The organism is Bartonella sp. AP9QHHD (assembly GCF_042195625.1).
In the GTDB taxonomy this organism is placed as follows: Bacteria; Pseudomonadota; Alphaproteobacteria; order Rhizobiales; family Rhizobiaceae; genus Bartonella.
In genome coordinates, this window is sequence record NZ_JBHIOP010000070.1 from 1 (window position 1) to 1,858 (window position 1,858).

4 protein-coding genes are annotated in these 1,858 nt (G+C 37.8%); all 4 read left to right on the forward strand.

What is annotated here, in order from left to right; translation table 11 throughout:
- Positions 1-197: 197 nt before the first annotated feature.
- Positions 198-539, forward strand: a complete 342-nt coding sequence (locus ACFIK4_RS05485) for a type II toxin-antitoxin system RelE/ParE family toxin (protein ID WP_375618980.1) — start codon at positions 198-200, stop codon at positions 537-539.
- On the forward strand, positions 536-853 hold the full coding sequence (locus tag ACFIK4_RS05490; RefSeq protein ID WP_375618981.1) for a helix-turn-helix domain-containing protein: 318 nt from the start codon (positions 536-538) through the stop codon (positions 851-853). Before ACFIK4_RS05485 ends, ACFIK4_RS05490 begins: the two co-directional genes overlap by 4 nt.
- A gap of 13 nt (positions 854-866) precedes the next feature.
- Positions 867-1,055, forward strand: coding sequence for an antitoxin VbhA family protein (locus ACFIK4_RS05495; protein WP_375618982.1), 189 nt, complete (start codon positions 867-869; stop codon positions 1,053-1,055).
- Positions 1,045-1,858 (forward strand): Fic family protein (locus ACFIK4_RS05500; protein ID WP_375675357.1); only part of this gene is annotated, 814 nt, incomplete at its 3' end. The genes ACFIK4_RS05495 and ACFIK4_RS05500, both read left to right, overlap by 11 nt.

Genomic DNA, 1,858 nt, shown 5'->3' on the forward strand with positions numbered 1-1,858 from the left:
AGCAATACCCCAAAATCAGCCTCAAGATAAAAAGCTTGTGAACGAGCTTCAAACAGCAGTTAAATTTTTGCAACAGAGACAACAGGAGCAAATCAATGCGATAGCGCGTGCAAGATCAAAAGATGTGATACGGTAAGGTAAGAGTGATCTATATTTTTGCTTGACAATAATACGGGTATCCCGTATATATAAAATATATGCAAACAGTCATTGAAACAACAGCTTATCTCATTTCTGCAAAAGAGGAAGGTATATCGCCTGAGGAATTATTTGATATAGTTTCTTTTATTGCAGCTAATCCAAATGCCGGAGATCTTATGCAAGGTACGGGTGGCGCTAGAAAAGTTCGGTTTCCAACAAAACATAAAGGTAAAAGTGGCGGATATAGGATTATTACTTTTTTTGGTGGTAAAGATATTCCGGTTTTTCTTTTAGATGTTTACAGCAAATCGTCTCAAGGAAATTTAACCAAGGCAGAAAGAAATGAACTTAAGTGGATTTTAACCGCACTCTTAGACGAATACAAAAAGGAGAAATGATGGATAAGGCAAATAAAGCAGGATCACGTATATTACAAGGTGCACGTGAGGCTCTTTCCTATGCTAAAGGTGAAGCTGATATCGCAAAGTTTGGTATTCATATTCCTGCAAAGATTGATGTAAAAAAAATTAGAAAAAATATTGGTTTAACGCAGACACAATTTGCAGCACGGTTTGGCTTTTCTGTCGGTCGTATTCGTGATTGGGAACAAGGACGATATTCTATCGATACATCTTCTAAGATATTGCTTTCTGTCATTGAAAACGAGCCAGAAGCTGTAAATCGTGCTCTTAAAAAGGCTTTAACAGCATAAAGGAGGATTTTATATGTTGAGTGAAGAGGAAATTAAGCGACGTCGCTTTGCTGCTAAAAATGCATTAGCAAGTCAACGTTTAGAGGGGTTGGAGCCAGATTCACAGGTCGTTTCTCAGATGGAGCGGGTTATTATTGGAGAACTTGAAACAAGTGATGTAATCAAGGATCTTATGGAACGGATAAAACGTGGTGAAGTATGAGAATACAAACGATCCTTATACTGATCCTAAAACTGGTGTGATGTATAATCGGCTTGGTATTAAAGACCAAGCCACACTAAGCAGTCTGGAGTCTGCTTTTGCTTATATAAGGTCTTATGAACTTGATAGTACTCCTATTAGGGGTGAGTTTGATCTCAATCATATGAAAGACATTCACAAGAAGCTATTTGGTGACGTCTATGAATGGGCAGGAAAGATCCGTTCAATAGATATTACCAAAGGTGGTTGTTTATTTGCTTATCATCATCAGATTGAAAGCTATGCACCGAAGATTACACAGCAGCTTGCCAAAGAACAATATCTGCGTGGTCTTGATGCGGATGAATTCAGCCGGAGAGCTGGATATTACATGGGTGAAATAAATGCGTTGCATCCGTTTCGAGAGGGAAATGGACGTACTCAGCGTGAATTTATTGGTCAACTTGCTCGTGAAGTTGGTTATAATATCAACTGGGACGGTATCACGCGAGAGGAAATGACAAAGGCATCAATTGAGGCACTTTATGGTACTTCTGAATTACTGTCTGAGCTTATTCGTAAGAACCTTACTGAATTTACAAAAAATAAAAATGTTGACGTTTTGCAAAGTCTAGGAGAAAAAGTTTCCTCTTACATTGAGACCAATAAAGAATTATCGCAAAAACAAAAGGTAAAAATTACGACCCTTTTGGAGAATACAAAGACAGCTTTTAGTAGATTTGAAAAACAAGAGCACAATGTTGAACAATCGCAAAGAGATTTGAATAGGGTTTCGAAAGAAACAGAAAAAGCCCCATACCTTG

Bases quoted from the DNA above. Each gene is read 5' to 3' on its own strand.
- ACFIK4_RS05485 (WP_375618980.1), top strand. From the start codon at position 198: ATGCAAACAGTCATTGAAACAACAGCTTATCTCATTTCTGCAAAAGAG.
- ACFIK4_RS05490 (WP_375618981.1), top strand. From the start codon at position 536: ATGATGGATAAGGCAAATAAAGCAGGATCACGTATATTACAAGGTGCA.
- ACFIK4_RS05495 (WP_375618982.1), top strand. From the start codon at position 867: ATGTTGAGTGAAGAGGAAATTAAGCGACGTCGCTTTGCTGCTAAAAAT.